Annotated in this window: 1 protein-coding gene; it reads right to left on the reverse strand. The window is 42.7% G+C overall.

Translation table 11 applies throughout. The features are described from left to right. Positions 1-482 (reverse strand): EAL domain-containing protein (locus A3729_RS10955; protein WP_156497895.1); only part of this gene is annotated, 482 nt, incomplete at both ends.

Consider the following 482-nt stretch of genomic DNA (forward strand, 5'->3'; position numbering starts at 1 on the left):
AACAAAATCGACCTTCAAGTGCTTCATTTTTTGCAGACAGATGGCTGTGTCAACGGCATTAGCCAAGACTTTCTTACCTAAATAGTGAGCGATTTCTATAATCGAATCCGCCGCCTTTTCATCACCTTCGGCTTGATTCAGCTCTTCCATAAACGACTCATCAATTTTGATCATATCGAAAGGCAACGCTTTGAGAAAGGCAAACGGAGACCGCTCTGAGCCAAAGTGATCGAGACAAAATTTGAAGCCTTCCGCTTTTAATTGGTTCATATAAGCCACCGCAGAGTGAATATCTTCAATCGCTGCGCAGTCATATAGATCAAAACATACTTTTCTAGCGGGAATTTTCCCTGCTCTGGAAAGAGAAAGCATTTGTTCAGTAAACTCTTCATCGCATAAAGAGTAACCACTAATCTGCACTCGGACATAGTTCTCATCATCTAAAACAGGGTGCTGATGTGCCTGCAAGGCTATCAGCTGCG

The organism is Oleiphilus sp. HI0043 (genome assembly GCF_001634935.1).